This window comes from Marinitoga hydrogenitolerans DSM 16785, assembly GCF_900129175.1.
GTDB lineage: Bacteria > Thermotogota > Thermotogae > Petrotogales > Petrotogaceae > Marinitoga > Marinitoga hydrogenitolerans.
In genome coordinates this window covers 1-18,594 of sequence record NZ_FQUI01000017.1, presented here as the reverse complement: position 1 = coordinate 18,594, position 18,594 = coordinate 1, and the positions used below count along the sequence as shown (strand labels likewise).

Sequence of the window (18,594 nt, the reverse complement as noted above, 5' to 3'; positions counted from 1 at the left end):
AAAGAAATGAGGGGAAATATGAAAAAAATACCATTTTCTGTAGATAAATTATTAAAAAAATATCCAACACCTTTTTATGTTTATGATCAAAAGGGTATTATTAATTCTTTAAAAAAGCTACAAAATGCATTTTCCTGGTGTAAGTTTAAAGAGTATTTTGCTGTAAAAGCTACACCGAATCCATATATTTTGAGAATACTGGAAGAAAATGGTGCAGGGACTGATTGTAGTTCAATGGCAGAACTGGTTTTGTCAGAAATGGTAGGGTTAAAAGGAGATAATATTTTATTTACATCTAATAATACTCCATTGGAAGAATATAAGAAAGCATATGATTTAGATGCAATTATAAATTTTGATGATATTGGTCATATTCCAAAGTTTATAAATAAAATTGGTATTCCTCAAATTGCTTCAATAAGATATACACCTAAAAATGCTTATGGATCCAACGTTTTAGGTAATCCTTTAGAATCAAAATTTGGAATGCCTTATGAAAAATTATTAGAGGGTTATAAATATTTAAAAAAATTAGGTGTAAAAAGATTTGGATTACATGCAATGATAATTTCTAATACGTTAGATGTTGAATTAATTACAAAAAATACAGAAATAATATTTAAAACAGTAAATAATATATCAAAAGAATTAAATCTTAATTTTGAATTTATAGATATTGGTGGAGGCTTTGGAATACCGTACAGACCTGAAGAAAAAGAGTTAGATATAAAATTATTAAGCGAAAATATTCAGAAAACATATAATAAATATTTTAAAAATTTTAAACCAAAAATATATACAGAAAATGGAAGATATATTACAGGTGCTCATGGATATTTAATAACAAAAGTTTTGCATATAAAAGAAAGCTATAAAACCTATATAGGTGTAGATGCAAACATGGCAAATTTAATGAGGCCTGGTTTATATGGACCAAATAAAGCGTATCATCATATTACAGTATTAGGTAAAGAAAATAATACAAAAAAATATAAATACGATATTGTAGGTTCTTTGTGTGAAAATAACGATAAATTTGCAATTGATAGAGAATTGCCAAAAGTTGAAGAAGGAGATGTTTTGATAATACATGATGTTGGAGCTCATGGGCATTCGATGGGATTCAATTATAATGGAAAATTAAGATCCGCAGAATTTATATACGATGGGAAAGATTTTAAAATGATTAGAAGAGCAGAAACGTTAGAAGATTATTTTTCAACAATAAAAAATTTCCGATGAGGAGGGATTTATATGTTTAAAGGTGTGGCAACTGCAATAATAACACCATTTGATGAAAATTATGAAGTGGATTACAAAGCGTTAGAAGAATTTGCTCTTTTTCAAATGAACTATGTTGATGGATTAGTAGTGTTAGGAACAACTGGTGAAGCACCTACAATAGATGAAAATGAGAGAGAAAAGATTGTATCTAAAGTTGTTGAATTAGTAAATAAAAAGATTCCTGTAATTGTAGGGACAGGATCAAATAATCCAAAACATGTGTTATATAATAATAAATTAGCAGAAAAATCAGGAGCTGATGGTTTGCTTATAGTTAGTCCATATTATAACAAGTCAACACAAAAAGGTTTGGTTGAATATTTTTCGTATGTAGCTCAAAGAACTGAATTGCCAATAATATTATATAACGTGCCCTCACGAACAGGAGGTAATATTTTAACAGATACAGCGATAGAGATTTTTGAAAAGAACAAAAATGTAATTGGAATCAAGGAAGCAAGTGGAAATATATCTCAAATTGCTGAATTAATTTCAAAAAAACCAGAAGATATGTTTGTTTATTCAGGAAATGATGATCAAGCTTTACCTTTAATGGCTTTGGGTGGGGATGGTGTAATTTCAGTTTTTTCTAATGTTTTACCAAAGCAAATGAAGGAATTAACTGAAGCTATATTAACTAATGATTATAATAAGGCACAAGAAATTAATAAAAAATACAATTCTTTAATGAGAAAATTGTTTGTTGAAGTAAATCCAATACCTGTTAAATATGCTGTTTCAAAACTTGGGTATTGTAAAAATATTTTAAGGTTACCTTTAATATCAATTAGCGAAAATGGAAAAACTGTAATTGATAATTCGTTTGAGGAGTTGAATATATTATGAAATATGGAATCATAGGAAGAAATGGAAGAATGGGAAATGAAATATATAATTTATTTTCAGAAAAAGGACATGATTTAGTTTTTTCATATGATAAAGAAGGAGAGAATTTTTTAGAAACTCCAGAAGTATTAATAGATTTTTCATTACCAACAGCATTTGAAAAAGTAATTGAATATGTTGAAAAATTTAGATGTCCTTTAATTATAGGAACAACTGGTTTAAGTAATGAACAGATAACTAAATTAAAAGAATTGTCACAAACATTACCGATAATTCAAAGTTATAATTTTTCATTAGGTATTCAAGTCTTATTAAGATTAGTGAAATTAGCAGATAAATTATTAGATGATGTAGATATAGAAATTACAGAAACACATCATAGATTTAAAAAAGATAAGCCTTCAGGAACTGCAAAAATGATTAAGGAGGTATTAAATAAAGAAGTTAATATTTCATCTTTGAGATTAGGTAATGTTCCTGGAGATCATACTGTATATTTTGGTAATTTGGGAGAAATAATTACCATTTCTCATAGAGCATTATCGAGAAGAACATTTGCAGCAGGAGTATTAAAATCTGCTGAATTTGCATTAAAAGCTGTAGCAGGTTTTTATACATTTCAGGATATATTTGAATTGACAAAGGAGGAATAGAATGAATTCATACGAAATTATTGAATACATTGCTAAAGCAAAAAAAGTTACTCCGATAAAGGTTTATTTAAAAGGTGACTTAAAAGATATATCTTTTGATGAATATTATGGAGATGATAAATCGGGAGTATTATTTTGCGAACTCGATGAATTTAAAAATTTTCTTGAAAAAAATACAGAAAAAATAGAAAAATATAGGATTGAAATGGATAGAAGAAATTCAGCAATTCCATTATTGGATTTAAAAAAGATTAATGCAAGAATTGAACCTGGAGCAATAATTAGAGATCTAGTTGAAATAGGTGATAATGCAGTAATTATGATGGGTGCAGTTATAAATATAGGAGCAAAAATTGGAAAAAAAACAATGATAGATATGAATGTTGTGGTTGGTGGAAGAGCTCAAATTGGAGAGAATTGTCATATTGGTGCAGGTTCTGTTATAGCTGGTGTTATTGAACCACCAAGTGCAGAACCAGTTGTAATAGATGATGATGTTTTAATTGGAGCTAATGCCGTTATTTTAGAAGGTGTAAAAATTGGAAAAGGTGCAGTTGTTGCTGCAGGGTCAGTTGTTACTAAAAATATTGATCCTTATACAGTTGTAGCAGGTGTCCCAGCTAAAGTGATAAAAAAAGTAGATGAAAAAACAAAAGATAAAACAAAATTATTAGACGAATTAAGAAATTTGTAGGTGATAAAATGGATATAGTAGTGCAAAAATATGGAGGCTCATCTGTAGCAGATGTAGAAAAGATCAAATATGTTGCAAATAAAATAAAAAATAAGGTTAATAAAAAATATAAAGTTGTTGTTATAGTTTCTGCAATGGGTAAAACTACTGATAATTTAATAAAATTAGCAAAAGAGATTTCAGAAAAACCACATCCCCGAGAATTAGATATGTTATTGACAACAGGGGAACAAATTTCTGTCGCATTGCTTTCAATGGCATTAAATGATTTAAATGTTAAAACAAAATCGTTAAATGCATTTCAAGCTGGTATTTTCACAACAGGAGACTTTAATAATGCAAGAATTCAAAAGTTTAAAATAGGAAAAATTTTGAAATTATTGGACATATATGATGTTTTAGTAATTACGGGATTTCAAGGAATAACAGAGGAAGGTGATTATACCACGCTTGGAAGAGGAGGGTCAGACACCTCAGCAGTAGCTATAGCAGCGGCGTTAGATGCGAAATGTGAAATTTATAGTGACTTTTCTGGTATTTTTACATTTGATCCTAAAATATATCCAAATGCGAAAAAAATAAAGTATATTACTTATGATGAAATGTTAGAAATGTCAAGTCTTGGTGCAAAAGTATTACATAGTAGAGCTGTTGAAGTTGCAAAAAAATATAATATTACTATTTATTGTGCTTCGACTTTTTCAGATGAGGAGGGGACATATGTGGTTACAGATAATATTGAAAATCCAGTAGTTACAGGTATGAGTGTAATGGAAAATCAAACGCAGGTAACAATAACAAATTTACCTTTTAATCATGCTATTATCTACAATATTTTTGATAAAATTGCTCAAAAGGGTTTTAACGTTGATATGATTTCAATAATTAATATAAATAATAAGTTGAATGTATCTTTTACTATAATTGAGGAAGAGATGGAACATTTTGATAAATATTTAAAAGAAGCTTTAGTTGAATTTAATGATTCACAAATCACATATGAACATGGTTATGCAAAAGTTTCTGTAGTTGGTATAGGTATGAAAACTGAGAAAGGAGTTGCTTCACGTTTTTTTAAGGCATTAGAAGATATACCATTAAGAATGGTTACCACTTCAGAAATAAAAATATCTTGTTTATTAGAAAAAAAGTATTTAGATAAAGCCACAAAATCGTTGTTAAAGGAGTTTGAATTATGATATTAAAAATGTATGATTATTTTAATATAGATATAGATTACGCAAAAGGTATATATATATATTCTAAAGAAGGAGAGAAATATATAGACACTTTTTCTGGTATAGGAGTATTATCTTTTGGTCATTCAAATGAAAATTTAATAAATGCTATGAAAAATAAAATGCAGAGATATATGCATTTATCTAATTTCTTTTTAGATGAAGATGTAGAGTGGGTTGCTAACAAATTAATTGAGTTTACCGATAAAAATGGTGCAGTTTTCTTTACTAATTCAGGTACAGAATCCACAGAAGCGGCTTTAAAAGCAATAAAAAAAATATCAACTAAAGAAAAAAATAAAATTATTTATTTTAAAAAAGGGTTTCATGGTAGAACATTAGGAGCGTTATCTATTAATGGATTTGAAAAATTAAAATCCCCATTTAGACCTTTGTTGCCTTATTGTAAAGAGTTTGAATTTAATGATGTAGATGGATTTAATGATTATATGAAATATCATGGTGATGAAATTATAGCTGTTTTTGTTGAAGCAATTCAGGGTTCTGGTGGAGTAATGGAATTAACAAAAGAATTTTCTGAAATATTAAATAAATATCATAATGAAAAAAATTTTATATTGGTTTGTGATGAAGTTCAAGCTGGATTAGGCAGAACAGGTAAATTTTTTTCATATGAACATTTTAATCTTAAACCTGATATAATTACTGTAGGAAAATCATTAGGTGGAGGATTACCATTAGGTGCAACTATATTTTTAAATGACACTACTAATATTTTAAAACCAGGTGATCATGGTTCTACTTTTGCACCAAATCCAGTTGCTTTAGCTGGTGCAAGATATATGTTGGATAATTTACCAAATATGTTGGATGATGTGTTTGAAAAAGGGAATTATTTAAAAAACAAATTAGAAAGTATGAAAACTTATAAAATTGCTGATATAAGAGGAAAAGGATTAATGATTGGTATTGAATTAGATGAACCATATCCTGATTTAAGAGAAAGTGCTTTTAAAAGAGGATTATTATTGAATATTATTTCCAATAACAGTGTGATCAGATTATTACCAGCTTTAAATATCTCTTATGATGAGATAGATGAGATCATTAAAATATTGGAGGAATTATTATGATATCGCCTATTGAATTAAGATATATTTTACATCAAAATCCTGAATTGGGATTTAAAGAGTTTAAAACCACACAAATATTAGAAAATGCTATTAATAAATTAAAAGAACATTATAATATCAATGTTGAAATATTAAAACCTTTAGAAACGGGTTTGATAATAAAGTATCAACCAGTTGAAAAAAATGAGTTTGTTCTTTTTAGATCAGATATTGATGCTTTGCCTATAAAAGAAAAAAATAATATTGATTTCAAATCAAAGAATGAAAATATGCATGCATGTGGCCATGATATTCATATGTCCATATTATACGGATTAATTAAATATGCGTTTGAAAATAAAATTCAAAAAAATATTTTATTTTTGTTTCAGCCTGCAGAAGAAGGTGGAGGTGGAGCAAAAAAGGTAATTGATTCTGGTATTTTTAATAATTTTAATATAATAAAGGCTTATGCTTTACATGTTACTGATGAATATGAAAAAGGAGTAATAGCTACATCAAAAGGTGTATTATTTGCTTCTGCGGTTGAAATAGATATAGAATTTTTCGGGAAAAATTCTCATATAGCCTTTCCGCAAGATGGGAAAAATGCATTAAATGCTTTAAGAATGTTTTTAGATTCACTTGAAAAAATTCCCAATGATCCTGTGAAACCTTTAATATATGGTATTGGAAAAGCGTATTCTGGTGAGGTAAGAAATGTTATACCTGCTTATGGGAAAATAGAAGGAAGCATTAGATCTTTGAGTTTAGACCATACTAAAGAATACATTAATAAATTGGAAAAAATATTAAACTCAATTAAAGAAATGCTAGATGTGGATTATAAAATTACTTTAGGTTCACAATATAAAGAAGTTGTTAACGATGAAAAAGTATATAAAGAATTTTTAGAAAAAATAGAAAATAAATATAAAATAATAGATTGTGGATATAAGATGACAGGAGAAGATTTTGGATTTATAGCAGAAAAATACCCCGCTTTAATGTTTTGGTTAGGTACTAAAACAAATAAAAAAGTAGGGTTACATTCTCCGGACTTTTTACCTGACGATGATGTAATTAATATTGGTATTGATATATTTAAGAAATTATGTTGAATCCATAAAAGATGGAAGATCAGAGATACGTAATAAGGTTATTGCCCGTTTTTTAAAAGAAATACGATTTATAGAACAATGGGGAACTGGAATAAAAAGAATTATAGAATTATGTAAATTAAATGGATTAAAAGATATGGAAAGGGTAGAAATACCTATTATAAGCTTTAAAAAAGTTTTCGTGCTTTTTCCTATGATTAAATAATTATATATAGTTCAAAAATCTAAATACCAAAAAATTAAAAACTTTTATAATCATGTACATTCAAATACTATTAGTTACATTAATTAGATGAAAGCTTATGGTTTTGTTATAGTTTATGTTAGAGTAGATGTTCTGTTATTGCAATTAGTGAGAATATATCAATAAAATATGACCTTTAAAGCGATATATAAAGAAATATCGTTGATATTATTTTCAATGTAATTAATAATTGGTATGGAAATACCATACCAATTATATTTATTATATTATTAAAAAACAGATTATTAATCTTTATATACCATCATCATTAAAGAAGCTAAAATGCATAGTTTTTAGTATACTAGGGACTATATTAATTTAAAAGTATTTCTGCCTTCTTTTTTTGCATTAATCATAGCTTTGTAAGCATCATCATAAGTATCTTTATTTAATAAAACGTATTCAGTGATTCCTATACTTGCGGTTACCTGAATATTTTCATAAGCAAATGGTTTTTTAATATTTTCTAAAATTTTTTTAGAAATATATTTTGCATTTTTTTCATCAGCATTTTTCAATACAATAACGAATTCATCTCCACCTAATCTTTCAATGTTTTCAGCTTTTTTATTTTCATAGTCAAAATTCTCCTTATTTAAAACTTCTTTTATTCTTTCAGGGATCTGTGATAGAACTAAATCACCAAATTTTCTTCCGTATGTTTTATTAATATCCGCAAATTTATCAATATCAATAAGCAATAAATAGTTTCTATTTTCCATAATAATATCCCCTCCATTTAAAGTTATAGGTTTAAATAACGGTACATTTATTTTTTTCTTTCTAACTTCACTAGGACATAATCCGAATTCTTTTTTGAATGCTCTTGAATATGATTCATAGGTATTATATTGATATTTGATAGCAATTTCTAAAATATTCATATTAGAATTAAACAAATCATATACAGACTTTGAAAGCCTTCTTTTTCTGATATATTCTTTAATGCTCATACCAACAATTAAATTAAACAATTTATATAGGTAAGATAATGAAAAATTTGAATATTCAGCAATATCTTCTAAAGAAAAATCATTTGATATATTTTCTTCTATAAATTTCAATGCAGAATTAATACTTTTTAGTATGTAATTTTCCATAATCCCCCTCCTTTGTGGCACCACAATAAAATTATATACTAAATAAAATAAAAATACATGATTTTTTTTCTACAAATATTATTAAGTAGCTTGCTATATCAGAATTTCTAACTAATTTGAATAATGAAAAACCGGATATCTAATTTAGATATCCGGTAATCATTTATTACAAATAGAATTAAATCTAGATATATGGTATAATAGAGTCCTTTTTATTTTTTATTTTTGTCCTCCTTTATGTTGCTGACCATTATTTTGCATTGTATTTGTATCGTTTAGTATTTGATCAAATCTATCAATACTGATAAATTGTGGTTCATAATATGCATTATATTGTTTAAGTGTATTTATAAAAGCCCGCATATGATTTTCTGAACCTTTAATAAGTGCATCATAAACTAATATAATATCTTTATTATCAACTTCTTTTAGAGCAAGATCCAAATCAAAAATATCTAAATCTTCAATAGTTGCACCAACCTTTAAAGCGTCAACTTCTGATTTTGTACCGAGTGTAACTAGATCATAATATAATTTTTGCATTTCCTTATCACTAAAAATACCTATAGTATCATCTTTTACAGGATCTTCAAGATCATATTTATCAATGAGAGCTTTAACGGAATCCATATGAAGTTGTTCTGCACGTGTTGCTATATTGTAAAATATTTGTATTTCCCATGCATTATATAGTGTCAAATATACATCACGTGCTAACTTTTCCTCTTCTCTCATTCTCATAATAGAATTTATCTCTGTAGATGAAAGTGTTTCGTAGGGTAAAGTTGATACATCAATTGGTTTATTAATAATCGGAGTAAAGGTAGGAAGGTTAGAAAATATTGTGATAAAAATAAACACTGTAAATATAAAACTAGCTAACTTTTTCTTCATAATATCCCTCCTTATAGAGATATTCTCATTAAAATTTTTTTGATAAGAAACATATGGGTTATTTTAAATTTTTTAATTATATAAATTCATATAATTTCTATATTATATATTATACCACGATTTTTAAAATATTGAAGTACTTTATTTATTTTGTGTTAAAAAAATGAAATTTTAATATTACTTTTTGAAAAAGATTCAAAGTTAATAATAGTTTGCAAATATTCATTGCTGTTAGTAATTATGTTGTTTGTATTTTTTAAGTTAGAGAATGATTTTGAAACTTATATAAAATTATGAAAGTAAAAAATAATATTATAAATTTGATGAAGAAGTATCTTTTATCATTTTACAAAAATAGAATAATAGTGTATAATTATAATTAGTATAACTAACAAAATATGAAAAGGAGGAAAAAAGATGATACTTACAAATGAAAAAATTGAAAAGAAACCGAGGAAATTCTATAACAAAGAGATTAACTTAAACGATTGGAATGATGTAAAAAATGAACTAGAAAGTCTATTAGCTGAAGAAATAAATTCAGTTAATGATTTACTAAAATTTTTGGAAAAATGGTCTGAATTTGATGCTATACTCTCTGAAGAAATGGCATGGAGATATATTAGAATGACTTGTGATACGAAAGAAGAAAATTCCAAAGCATTTAATGATTTTTATGCTAATATAATATCTCCGGCAAGTGAATATGATTTTTTATTGAAAAAGAAGTTTTATGATTCTCCATATAGAAAAGAATTGAAAAATGAAAGCTATGAACACATGAATAGATTAGTTTCAAGAGATATAGAAATTTTTAGAAAAGAGAATCTTCCATTAAAGATAAAAGAACAAGAATTATCTTCAAAATATGGAGAAATAATTTCAAAAATAACTGTTGAATATGATGGCGAAGAAAGAACTTTATCACAGATGGGAATATATTTAAAAAATCCCGATAGGAAAATTAGAGAAGATGCTTGGAAATTAGTAAATAATGCAATATTAGAACACCATGAGGAATTAGAAACCCTCTTTGATGAATTAAAAAATATTAGAATTCAAATAGCAAAGAATGCGGGATATGAAAATTTTAGAGACTACATGCATGATGCAAAAAGAAGGTTTGATTTTACACCTAAAGATTTATTTGAATTTCATAAATCTGTAGAAAAAACCGTTGTTCCAGCATTATCAAAATTAAATGAAGAGAGAAGAAAAAAATTAAATGTAGAAACTTTAAAACCATGGGATACTGAAGTTGATGTTGACGGGAAAATATTAAAACCGTTTAGAACAGAAGAAGAGTTTGTAGAAAAAGCTATAAAAATTTTAAAAAGAGTAGATAGTGACTTTGCAAAAAATATAGAGAAAATGAAAAATTCTGGATTTTTAGATTTAATTAATAGAAAAGGGAAAGCTCCAGGTGGATATAATTATCCTTTAAGAGAGACGGGAGCAGCATTTATATTTATGAATGCTGTAGGAATACATGGGAATGTAAAAACATTATTGCATGAATCTGGACATGCACAACATACATTTTATTCTAAAGATATACCTATTTCCATATTAAAAGACTTCCCAAGTGAAGTTGCAGAATTAGCTTCAATGTCTATGGAGTTACTAACTTTAGAGTATTTAGATGAATATTATAATAATCCTGAAGATTTAAAAAAAGCAAAAAGAGAACAATTAGAAGGAACATTGAAAATATTACCCTGGGTAATGATTGTTGATGCATTTCAACATTGGATATATACAAATCCTAATCATACAATAGAAGAAAGAGATAATTATTTTGGTGAATTAATGGATAGATTCAATCCTGGAATTGATTGGTCAGGATTAGATAAAGAAAAAAGAATTAGATGGTTAAGGCAATTGCATATTTTTGAAGTGCCATTTTATTATATTGAATATGCTATGTCACAATTAGGCGCAATAGCAGTTTATAAGAATTATAAAGAGAATGGAAAAGAAGCAATAGAGCAATATAAAAACTTTTTAAGTTCCGGATTTAAATATCCTGTAAAAAAATTATATGAAATAGCAGGTATAAAATTTGATTTTTCTGAAAAGTATATTTCAGAATTAGTAGAATTTATTATGGATGAAATTGAATCATTATAAATTATAAGGGCGGTAAATACCGCCCAGTTTTAAATGGGGGTAAATATGAAAAAAACTGAACTGATATTTGGATTTAGTAGTTTTTTTGCCTTTGGTTATTCATTAATAGTAACAAGCACTTTAATCCCAATAATTGAAAAAGCATATAATATTGATCATTCTTTAGTTGGATTAGCCTTTTCAATAGGATCTATTGCGTTTTTATTGTCAGCTTTATTATACGGTTATCTTTTAGAAAAATTTAATGCTTTTAAAATGATTTTATCTGCTATATTGATTTTCCTAATGGGAAACATTTTGATGTTTTTAATGAATTCATATTGGATAATGGTTTTAGGGATATTTTTTATTAATTTTGGTGGAGGAGCTTTGGAAATTTCAATCCCCTTTCTTATTGGAGTTACAGGAAATGGAAAAAAAGGAAGGATATTAAATTTATTACATTCTGCTTTTGCTATAGGAGCATTGAGTAGTCCTATTTTTTCATCATTGATATTAAGGTATACTAAATATTGGAAGTTATCCTTTTTAACTGGAATATTATTGAATATCATTCCGTTAATTTCGTTGTTTTTAATTAAAAGTTTTATAGAATCCATACATACGAATTATTTGAATAAAGAAAAAAAGAGTATTAAAGGTATAATCAATTTTAATTTAATTATGTTGGTATTAGCTTTATCTTTTTATGTTGGATATGAAATGAACTTTTCATCTTGGATATCAACATTTTTATATGAATTTAGGAATTTTAATATTTCAACAGCAGCATTATATCCATCATTTTTATGGTTTGGACTATTTTTAGGAAGAACATTATTATCTAAAATGCCGGAAAGATATGGTTATAAAAGATGGCTAATTATAACTGTGTTATTTTCTATATTATTTTCAGTTTTTACAATTTATGTAAGTAAAGATGTTGTTATTTCCGCAATTGGAACAATATTGGTAGGGACAGCATTTGCAACAACATATCCAACTATTCAAGCCTTAATAGTAGAAAAATATGAAAATAATAAAGGAATAGCTCTAAGTATTGCTTCTGGTGGAACATCCATTATTTCTGGAGGGATAACCTATTTGATTGGGTATATTGGAAAACTGCACGGATTGTTATATAGTTTTTTTATAGTAATAACTATAAATATTTTAGAATTAATTATAGTGTTTCTAATTAATGAAAAGAAATAATATCAAAAGATTTGCCTTTATATATAATTTTACGTGATAATAATTTGTATATACTGCCGAATTTTACAGTTTTTCCTAAAATAGATATATTTTCATTCAAGTTTAAAGTATTAAAAAATCTAGTGTTTATTATTGTCTTGTAAATATTATTCTTTTGATCTTTGATAAAAATATTATATAAATATTTTGAATTTTTTCTTTTTTCTATTTTTATAATTTTACCATTTATAATTTTAGAATTTTCTGATATCATATTATCACCCCTCATCAATCTTATTATATATAGTGAAACTTAAAATTATCTTAGAATATTTTAAGAAATATAAATATTTTTTGGAGGGATACCTATGGAATTGATGAATTTAACAATTGAAAAAGTTAATAAATTATTTGATGAAAAAAAAATCAATAGTGTAGATCTAGTTGAATTTTATTTAGAAAGAATCTCAAAACTTCAAAATTTAAATGCAATATTAGAAATTAATCCTGATGCTATATTTATTGCTCAGAAATTAGATTTGGAACGAAAAAAAGGTAAAATAAGAAGTAAATTACATGGAATTCCTATAATCATTAAAGGAAATATTGACACAAATGATAAAATACAAACAACAGCTGGAGCAAAAGCTTTAGAAGGAAACTTTGCAAAAGAAGATGCATATTTAGTTAAATTATTAAGAAAAGCGGGAGCTGTTATTTTAGGGAAAGCAAATTTAACAGAATTTGCCAATTTTGTTTCTTTTAAGATGAAAAACGGTTACTCAACATTAGGAGGTCAAACAAAAAATCCTTATGGTAATTTTGATACTGGAGGTTCAAGCTCTGGATCTGCAGTAGCTGTAGCAGCAGATTTGTGTCTAGCAGCTATTGGTACTGAAACATCTGGTTCTATTCTATCACCAAGCAGTTCAAATTCATGTGTAGGTCTGAAACCAACTACAGGTTCAATTAGTAGAAGTGGGATTATACCGATTTCATATACACAAGATACCGCTGGTCCAATAACCAGAACAGTTAAAGATGCTTATGAAATATTTAAAATATTGAGTAAATATGATAAAAAAGATGCTGCTACTTATATAGTAAAAGATTATAAGCCGAAATTTAGCGAAATAAAAGATTATAAGGGGATGATTTTTGGATATTCTGAAGATCATATAAAATGGTTAGAGGATGAAAAAAGAGATGCTTTTTTTGAAGCGTTGAAAAAAGTTGAGAAATTGGGTGGGAAAATAATTAAAGTAAAATTTGAGAATTTGGACAAAATAAGTAACATCAATGTTCTTTATTATGAATTTAAACATGGAATAAATAATTATTTAAAAGATAAAGATTTAGAAGTAAAAACGTTGAATGATATTATAAAATATAATTATAAAAATCCAAGGGCAATAAAATATGGACAAAATATTTTAATTAAATCAGATGGAACAAATATAAATGATAAAGAATACTTAGAAAGTTTATTAAATGATAGAAAATATTCGAGAAAATTAGGGATCGATAAAATTATTGAAGAACACAATTTAACCGCTCTAATATTCCCAGCTAATTATGGTGCAGGTATTGCTGCTAAAGCAGGATATCCTTCTATAACTGTTCCGTGTTCTTATATAAACGGTGAACCGTTTGGATTGACTTTTACAGCAAGATTTTTAGAAGAAGAAAAATTATTTTCATTAGCTCAATGTTATGAACAATCTTATAATGTAAGAAAATTGCCAAAAATAATAACATCTTATAATGAATTTAAAGAAAAATATAAAATTTAGGGGGTGTGGTGACACTTTTGTTTTTAATAAAAAGTTAACAATTGCTATTTCAATCTATATTTCAGCATTATCTCTTTTTCTGAAAAAAATAACTGTCAAACTCAGGAAAAACTCCAGCAAAAGCTGGAGTTATATTTTTTCAATTATATAATCCTCAATATTTCTCTTTTCTGAATTGATATTTATTCCTATTACATATATTTCTTTTCCTCTGTATTTTTCATAATATTTCTTTTCTTTTATTTGGTTTATTGCATCAATTGCACTTTTATCCACTTTTATTTCAAAAAGATATATCCTTTCATCAAAGTCTATTACAAGGTCACTTCGTCCTAAGTTTGTTAATTCTTCTGCTTTTACGTCTATTCCTGCTGATGCTATTATTGTAAATATTAATGAATGATAATATTTTTCTTCTTTTTTGTGTAGATTATACGGTATTGCACTTATTATTTTCTTTATTTCTTCTATTAATCCTTTAATATCATTGTTTTTTAATTTTTTCCATACTGTTTTGTTTATTTCTTTTATTTCTTTTATTTCCACTTTATAGTTCGATTCTAATATTAATCTTGAAAAGCTATCTTTTACTTCAAGATTTGGATAGTCTAATATATATTCTTCTTCAAATCCATACATTTCTTTTCCTTTAAATGTTAGATATCCAGCCTGTGTGAAGAATATATTTGCATTTGCATCTTCTATTTCTCTTGTTGTAAAATCATCGCTACTTACTGTGTTTTTTACCAAATCTTCATAGGTTATTTTTTTGTCTTCTATATATTTTGATAGAAATGATGGTGATCCACTTTCAAACCAGTAATTTCTGAATTTTTTTTCTTCAAAAAACTTTAATATGGAGAATGGATTATATACAAATTGCTCTCCATCAAATGAAAATCCATTGTAATATTTTTTCATTTCTTTTAATAATTGATATTCTGTTATTCCTATGTCTTTTGCTGTTTCTTTTATATAATCTTCAAAATAATATTCCAATTCTTCCTGTGTATAACCCAACATTGTTGCATATTTTTTATTTAACGATATATCATTTAAATTATTAAGCGCTGAAAATACTCCTGTTTTTGTGAATTTCGTAATCCCTGTTATGAATACAAATTTTATATATTCATCCTTTGATTTTATTGTTACATAAAAATTTCTTAACACATTTCTATATTTTTCTGCCATTTCTTTGTTATTTATATTATCCAATATTGGCTTTTCATATTCATCTACTAATATTACCACTTTTCCTTTTTTGGATAATTCTATTATTAAATCATCAAATGCATATTTATAGTGATCGTTTTTTATTTCTATACCATATTTTTTTCCTTCATCTTTTATTATTTTTAATAACCCTTCTTTTAATTCTTTTTCACTTTCATTTACTACATCAAGTAGATTTATCCTTATTATTGGATATTCTTTAAATTCCCATTTGTCATATATATATGTATCTTTAAATAATACCTTTTCTCCTTTGAATAGATAATAAAACGTTGATACTGTTAAACTTTTACCAAATCTCCTTGGTCTTGAGAGAAAATAAAATTTTCCACTATCTATTAAATTAAATATATATTTTGTTTTATCTACATATATATAATTTTCTTCTATTATTTCTTTATAATCTTGTACACCTATTGGCAATTTTTTCATTATTTCCACCTCCCGATGGAATTATATCACATTTCAATCATTTTGTTTTCTTATAATTCCTTGTATATTATGTAGTAATAATAGCTCTTTATAATTTTGCTTGATAAATACAAAATGAAAATAGCGGATGAATTTTTATCCGCTATTTTTTCTGAGGTTGACAGTATTTTTTATATAAAACACTGAATAATACTAAAAAACAACCATTGTTAATTTTTTGCAAAAAGCAAAAGTGTCACCACACCACCTTATATTTTATAAATTCCTTTAAATTCTTCACCTTTTGAAATAAGAATGGTATATCATTGAAAAAAATAAGTTTTTCTTATTTTTACTCAGCAGATGATATATCTTCCTGAAAATTTTTTTGAATATCTCTTTTTAATTTTATTTTATAATTTTCTATTTCATTCAATAAACTATTTATTTTTTCTATATCAATAATTTCACCTTTTTTTGCTTTTTTTATGTAAAATTCGATTTTCATATAATTATCTACTATATCTTTTATAATTTTATTTTCTGATAATGAAATTTCTTCACCGCCTGCAATACTGAAAATTGAAATTACCTGGAAAATTAACACAACAGATATTATTGATAATACAATAGCTAAATTTATTTTTATTATTTTATTTATTAAATTCATCTAATCACCCTTTCATTTAATAAAAGCCTGATCATAAACATGTAATGTTTTCGTTATAATAGTTACACCTATGGGATGTATTCCTAAATAAAATCTAAAAACAACTTCTCCAGAAGCCCAGGCATAATCATAACCTATTCCACCATAATTTTTATTCATTAAAATTTTTCTTACTATGTACTAATTTTAATGAATATATTTCATTAATAATTTTCTTTAATTCTGCAATATCTTTTACCCAAAAAACTTTTGTATTTTTTGGAATGCTATTCTCAGGAACAAAATTCAGAACTTTATTGCCAATTTGAATTTCTAATGTCTTATCGATCTTAGAACTGACATTATTTAAGCTTCTATTTTCTTCACTACCTATAATCGTAGCCGCATTTAAACTTGTTACAAATAATACTATCAATATAATAAAAACATACCCCTTTTTCACTACCATCCCTCCAATACTTTTTGATTAATAAAACTGTCGCCAGCAGAAAATATTAATTTATTCATTTATCATTTTATCAAAAAAAAAAAAAAGTAAATAAACTCGCGGTAAATTTTCCATGAATTTTATATTTATAAAATTCAACAAATTTACATAATTATTATATCACATGATACATTTTTAATGTTATTTTTTTATTTAATTTAAACGACAATAATTATCAATTTCTTTTTATTTTTCTCTACCTTTTTTTATTTTTACACAGTTTATATTATACTACCGAAAAGTATATAAAAATAAATTAAACGGGATTTTTGATCCCGTTTAATTTATAATTTTAATTTATAATAATGTATGGTGAAATGTACGAAAAAAAATTAACTTAAAGTTTTTTGCTGAATATATTTGGTGTTTATATTTATTATCTTCTTCCTCGTGGCATTGGTGCAGGATTTCTCATAGGTGAATACCCTGGCATTTGATTGTATGATGCGTGATTTCTAAAATTATAATTATTGTAGTAATTATTCATCATGGGTTTATGATTCCAATTGTTGTAATTTAAGTTGTGAGAATTTCTCATTCCTCTAAAATTATTAACAGGTCTTCTGTTTGGAATATAACCTTGCATTGTTGTATATCCAGAACCTCTCATTGTCATACCTCCAAAACCATTTAACACTACTTCTTTACCATCTATTTTGCTTTCAATTGGTTTAAATATTGTTTCATCATTTAATTTAATTATCCAACCTTTTAATTCTATATTTTTCCCTACTTCTAAATCATTTACAAAATAAGAATTTGCATGTAATTCAACAATTTCACCATTGTCAATTTTAACCTTAATTTCTAATATTCCTGGATAAATTTCATTTTCTTCAATAGATTCAATAGTTCCATTTGCAGTAATTAACTCTTCATCTGAGAACATATAACCGCCACGAATTCTTGAATAATTCTCATACATTGGGGCAACATCTGAATCATGGTATACCCTTGGAGCATTTGCGTTAAATGCAAAAATAGAACCTGCCATCATTCCACCAATTAATAATACTGTTAAAAACTTTTTCATAATAACACCTCCATAGTATTTTTGTTTTTTTATTTGTCCTTCGACAACTATATAATAACTTATTTATCTTAAAAGAAACTTAGTATTTGCTTAGAAAAAGCTTAGAAAATTGTAGGTGAATAAAAAATATTAATGGTATAATAATATTAGAGAAACGAAAGATTTCCGGTAGGGAGTCAAATCAGTAAAAAAGAGCAAAAAGGAAATAATTAGCTATAAAAGAAGCTAATAGTTTGAGAATATTGAAATTCAAAAATAAAAGAAAATAAATAATAAAACAAGGATGAGTAAAAATTATTTCATGGGAATATAAGGTACATTGTTTTTAAGTAAATAAAAAATAAGATTGACAAGTTTTCTACCGCTTAATACAAGAGCTCTCATATGACGATGAGAATTAGATTCATTAAACTTTTTCCAGTAATATTCTTTGAAAATAGGATTATGATATCTAAGAGAATTAGCAGCTAAAATCAAATAAGTTCTAAGATATTTATTACCTTTTTTAGTTAAT

At 25.9% G+C, this 18,594-nt stretch carries 19 protein-coding genes and 1 pseudogene; 11 read left to right on the top strand and 9 right to left on the bottom strand.

Annotated elements, in window-relative coordinates:
• Positions 1-18: 18 nt before the first annotated feature.
• From BUA62_RS06090 to BUA62_RS11925, 8 genes and pseudogenes are all read left to right on the top strand, one after another.
• Positions 19-1,242 (top strand): diaminopimelate decarboxylase family protein, encoded by a 1,224-nt coding sequence (locus tag BUA62_RS06090; RefSeq protein ID WP_072864543.1) that lies wholly within the window; start codon positions 19-21, stop codon positions 1,240-1,242.
• A 12-nt stretch (positions 1,243-1,254) separates the two neighbouring features.
• Complete coding sequence (gene dapA / locus BUA62_RS06085) at positions 1,255-2,130, top strand: 4-hydroxy-tetrahydrodipicolinate synthase (RefSeq protein ID WP_072864541.1); 876 nt, start codon at positions 1,255-1,257, stop codon at positions 2,128-2,130.
• Positions 2,127-2,783 (top strand): 4-hydroxy-tetrahydrodipicolinate reductase, encoded by a 657-nt coding sequence (locus BUA62_RS06080; RefSeq protein WP_072864538.1) that lies wholly within the window; start codon positions 2,127-2,129, stop codon positions 2,781-2,783. Before dapA ends, BUA62_RS06080 begins: the two co-directional genes overlap by 4 nt.
• Position 2,784: 1 nt before the next feature.
• On the top strand, positions 2,785-3,477 hold the full coding sequence (gene dapD, locus BUA62_RS06075) for a 2,3,4,5-tetrahydropyridine-2,6-dicarboxylate N-acetyltransferase (protein WP_072864536.1): 693 nt from the start codon (positions 2,785-2,787) through the stop codon (positions 3,475-3,477).
• Between the two features lie 8 nt (positions 3,478-3,485).
• Complete coding sequence (locus BUA62_RS06070) at positions 3,486-4,676, top strand: aspartate kinase (protein WP_072864530.1); 1,191 nt, start codon at positions 3,486-3,488, stop codon at positions 4,674-4,676.
• On the top strand, positions 4,673-5,809 hold the full coding sequence (locus BUA62_RS06065) for an aspartate aminotransferase family protein (RefSeq protein WP_072864528.1): 1,137 nt from the start codon (positions 4,673-4,675) through the stop codon (positions 5,807-5,809). The genes BUA62_RS06070 and BUA62_RS06065 overlap by 4 nt, the downstream gene beginning before the upstream one ends.
• The gene (locus BUA62_RS06060; RefSeq protein WP_072864525.1) at positions 5,806-6,909 is read left to right on the top strand and encodes an amidohydrolase; all 1,104 of its coding nucleotides are present in this window, start codon (positions 5,806-5,808) and stop codon (positions 6,907-6,909) included. Before BUA62_RS06065 ends, BUA62_RS06060 begins: the two co-directional genes overlap by 4 nt.
• Positions 6,908-7,039 (top strand): annotated as a pseudogene (locus tag BUA62_RS11925) (ATP-binding protein); the annotation flags it as partial. The gene BUA62_RS06060 and the pseudogene BUA62_RS11925, both read left to right, overlap by 2 nt.
• Before the next feature lie 422 nt (positions 7,040-7,461).
• Here the strand turns inward: BUA62_RS11925 and BUA62_RS06050 are convergent.
• The gene (locus BUA62_RS06050) at positions 7,462-8,253 is read right to left on the bottom strand and encodes a diguanylate cyclase domain-containing protein (protein WP_072864520.1); all 792 of its coding nucleotides are present in this window, start codon (positions 8,251-8,253) and stop codon (positions 7,462-7,464) included.
• Between the two features lie 219 nt (positions 8,254-8,472).
• The gene (locus BUA62_RS06045) at positions 8,473-9,147 is read right to left on the bottom strand and encodes a DUF2202 domain-containing protein (RefSeq protein ID WP_072864518.1); all 675 of its coding nucleotides are present in this window, start codon (positions 9,145-9,147) and stop codon (positions 8,473-8,475) included.
• 417 nt (positions 9,148-9,564) lie between these two features.
• On the opposite strand from BUA62_RS06045, the gene BUA62_RS06040 reads away from it, so the two are divergent.
• Together BUA62_RS06040 and BUA62_RS06035 are read left to right on the top strand one after the other, a co-directional pair.
• A complete protein-coding gene (locus BUA62_RS06040; RefSeq protein ID WP_072864516.1) occupies positions 9,565-11,277 on the top strand; it encodes a M3 family oligoendopeptidase in 1,713 nt (570 codons plus the stop codon).
• 45 nt (positions 11,278-11,322) lie between these two features.
• Positions 11,323-12,471: an MFS transporter gene (locus BUA62_RS06035; RefSeq protein WP_072864514.1), complete on the top strand. Its 1,149-nt coding sequence runs from the start codon at positions 11,323-11,325 to the stop codon at positions 12,469-12,471.
• Here the strand turns inward: BUA62_RS06035 and BUA62_RS06030 are convergent.
• Complete coding sequence (locus BUA62_RS06030; protein ID WP_072864512.1) at positions 12,455-12,724, bottom strand: hypothetical protein; 270 nt, start codon at positions 12,722-12,724, stop codon at positions 12,455-12,457. The two genes, BUA62_RS06035 and BUA62_RS06030, sit on opposite strands and share 17 nt — an antisense overlap.
• Positions 12,725-12,818: 94 nt before the next feature.
• On the opposite strand from BUA62_RS06030, the gene BUA62_RS06025 reads away from it, so the two are divergent.
• Positions 12,819-14,243 carry an amidase family protein gene (locus tag BUA62_RS06025; RefSeq protein WP_072864510.1) on the top strand — a complete coding sequence of 475 codons (1,425 nt, stop codon included), beginning with the start codon at positions 12,819-12,821 and terminating at the stop codon, positions 14,241-14,243.
• A 129-nt stretch (positions 14,244-14,372) separates the two neighbouring features.
• Here BUA62_RS06025 and BUA62_RS06015 read toward each other — a convergent pair whose 3' ends face one another.
• The 6 genes from BUA62_RS06015 to BUA62_RS05995 form a co-directional block, all read right to left on the bottom strand.
• Entirely contained in the window at positions 14,373-15,911 is a 1,539-nt protein-coding gene (locus BUA62_RS06015; RefSeq protein WP_072864505.1) for an ATP-binding protein, read from the bottom strand.
• A 331-nt stretch (positions 15,912-16,242) separates the two neighbouring features.
• On the bottom strand, positions 16,243-16,560 hold the full coding sequence (locus tag BUA62_RS06010; RefSeq protein ID WP_072864503.1) for a hypothetical protein: 318 nt from the start codon (positions 16,558-16,560) through the stop codon (positions 16,243-16,245).
• 12 nt (positions 16,561-16,572) lie between these two features.
• Entirely contained in the window at positions 16,573-16,719 is a 147-nt protein-coding gene (locus tag BUA62_RS11485; protein WP_159429503.1) for a hypothetical protein, read from the bottom strand.
• Complete coding sequence (locus tag BUA62_RS06005; RefSeq protein ID WP_072864501.1) at positions 16,712-17,002, bottom strand: hypothetical protein; 291 nt, start codon at positions 17,000-17,002, stop codon at positions 16,712-16,714. The genes BUA62_RS11485 and BUA62_RS06005 overlap by 8 nt, the downstream gene beginning before the upstream one ends.
• A gap of 421 nt (positions 17,003-17,423) precedes the next feature.
• Positions 17,424-18,080: a hypothetical protein gene (locus BUA62_RS06000; RefSeq protein ID WP_072864499.1), complete on the bottom strand. Its 657-nt coding sequence runs from the start codon at positions 18,078-18,080 to the stop codon at positions 17,424-17,426.
• 294 nt (positions 18,081-18,374) lie between these two features.
• The coding region (locus BUA62_RS05995; protein WP_143148336.1) for a transposase at positions 18,375-18,594 on the bottom strand (220 nt) is incomplete at its 5' end.

Excerpts from the sequence above, each read along its gene's own strand:
- BUA62_RS06090 (WP_072864543.1), top strand. The coding sequence starts at position 19 with ATGAAAAAAATACCATTTTCTGTAGATAAATTATTAAAAAAATATCCA.
- dapA (WP_072864541.1), top strand. The coding sequence starts at position 1,255 with ATGTTTAAAGGTGTGGCAACTGCAATAATAACACCATTTGATGAAAAT.
- BUA62_RS06080 (WP_072864538.1), top strand. The coding sequence starts at position 2,127 with ATGAAATATGGAATCATAGGAAGAAATGGAAGAATGGGAAATGAAATA.
- dapD (WP_072864536.1), top strand. The coding sequence starts at position 2,785 with ATGAATTCATACGAAATTATTGAATACATTGCTAAAGCAAAAAAAGTT.
- BUA62_RS06070 (WP_072864530.1), top strand. The coding sequence starts at position 3,486 with ATGGATATAGTAGTGCAAAAATATGGAGGCTCATCTGTAGCAGATGTA.
- BUA62_RS06065 (WP_072864528.1), top strand. The coding sequence starts at position 4,673 with ATGATATTAAAAATGTATGATTATTTTAATATAGATATAGATTACGCA.
- BUA62_RS06060 (WP_072864525.1), top strand. The coding sequence starts at position 5,806 with ATGATATCGCCTATTGAATTAAGATATATTTTACATCAAAATCCTGAA.
- BUA62_RS06050 (WP_072864520.1), bottom strand. The coding sequence starts at position 8,253 with ATGGAAAATTACATACTAAAAAGTATTAATTCTGCATTGAAATTTATA.
- BUA62_RS06045 (WP_072864518.1), bottom strand. The coding sequence starts at position 9,147 with ATGAAGAAAAAGTTAGCTAGTTTTATATTTACAGTGTTTATTTTTATC.
- BUA62_RS06040 (WP_072864516.1), top strand. The coding sequence starts at position 9,565 with ATGATACTTACAAATGAAAAAATTGAAAAGAAACCGAGGAAATTCTAT.
- BUA62_RS06035 (WP_072864514.1), top strand. The coding sequence starts at position 11,323 with ATGAAAAAAACTGAACTGATATTTGGATTTAGTAGTTTTTTTGCCTTT.
- BUA62_RS06030 (WP_072864512.1), bottom strand. The coding sequence starts at position 12,724 with ATGATATCAGAAAATTCTAAAATTATAAATGGTAAAATTATAAAAATA.
- BUA62_RS06025 (WP_072864510.1), top strand. The coding sequence starts at position 12,819 with ATGGAATTGATGAATTTAACAATTGAAAAAGTTAATAAATTATTTGAT.
- BUA62_RS06015 (WP_072864505.1), bottom strand. The coding sequence starts at position 15,911 with ATGAAAAAATTGCCAATAGGTGTACAAGATTATAAAGAAATAATAGAA.
- BUA62_RS06010 (WP_072864503.1), bottom strand. The coding sequence starts at position 16,560 with ATGAATTTAATAAATAAAATAATAAAAATAAATTTAGCTATTGTATTA.
- BUA62_RS11485 (WP_159429503.1), bottom strand. The coding sequence starts at position 16,719 with ATGAATAAAAATTATGGTGGAATAGGTTATGATTATGCCTGGGCTTCT.
- BUA62_RS06000 (WP_072864499.1), bottom strand. The coding sequence starts at position 18,080 with ATGAAAAAGTTTTTAACAGTATTATTAATTGGTGGAATGATGGCAGGT.